Origin of the sequence: Pseudomonas sp. 24 E 13 (assembly GCF_900004715.1) — a bacterium.
GTDB lineage: Bacteria > Pseudomonadota > Gammaproteobacteria > Pseudomonadales > Pseudomonadaceae > Aquipseudomonas > Aquipseudomonas orientalis_A.
Genome location: NZ_CVTO01000010.1, coordinates 1 through 252, shown reverse-complemented (window position 1 = coordinate 252; position 252 = coordinate 1). Strand labels below are relative to the sequence as shown.

At 65.9% G+C, this 252-nt stretch carries 1 protein-coding gene; it reads right to left on the bottom strand.

Translation table 11 applies throughout. The features are described from left to right. A partial coding sequence (locus BFP90_RS00390) for a hypothetical protein (protein WP_141688878.1) occupies positions 1-252 on the bottom strand: 252 nt, incomplete at both ends.

Genomic DNA, 252 nt, shown 5'->3' with positions numbered 1-252 from the left:
GCAGGCGTGGGTGCAGGCGCGGGCGTCGGCGCAGCATTCAGCGGCGCCACTTCCAGGCCTTCGAAACTGTCGGAGGGCAGGTCGCGCTCCAGGCTCGATGTGAACTCCGGCTCTTCAGCCAGCGCTCGCGCCATGCGCAGGTGCTTCTCTTCTTCAAGACGGGCGTTGCGATGGCGTACCCACAACAGCAGGAGCAGCAACGCCAGGATGACGGCTGCGCCACCAAGCACACCGAGCACGATAGGGTTGGTC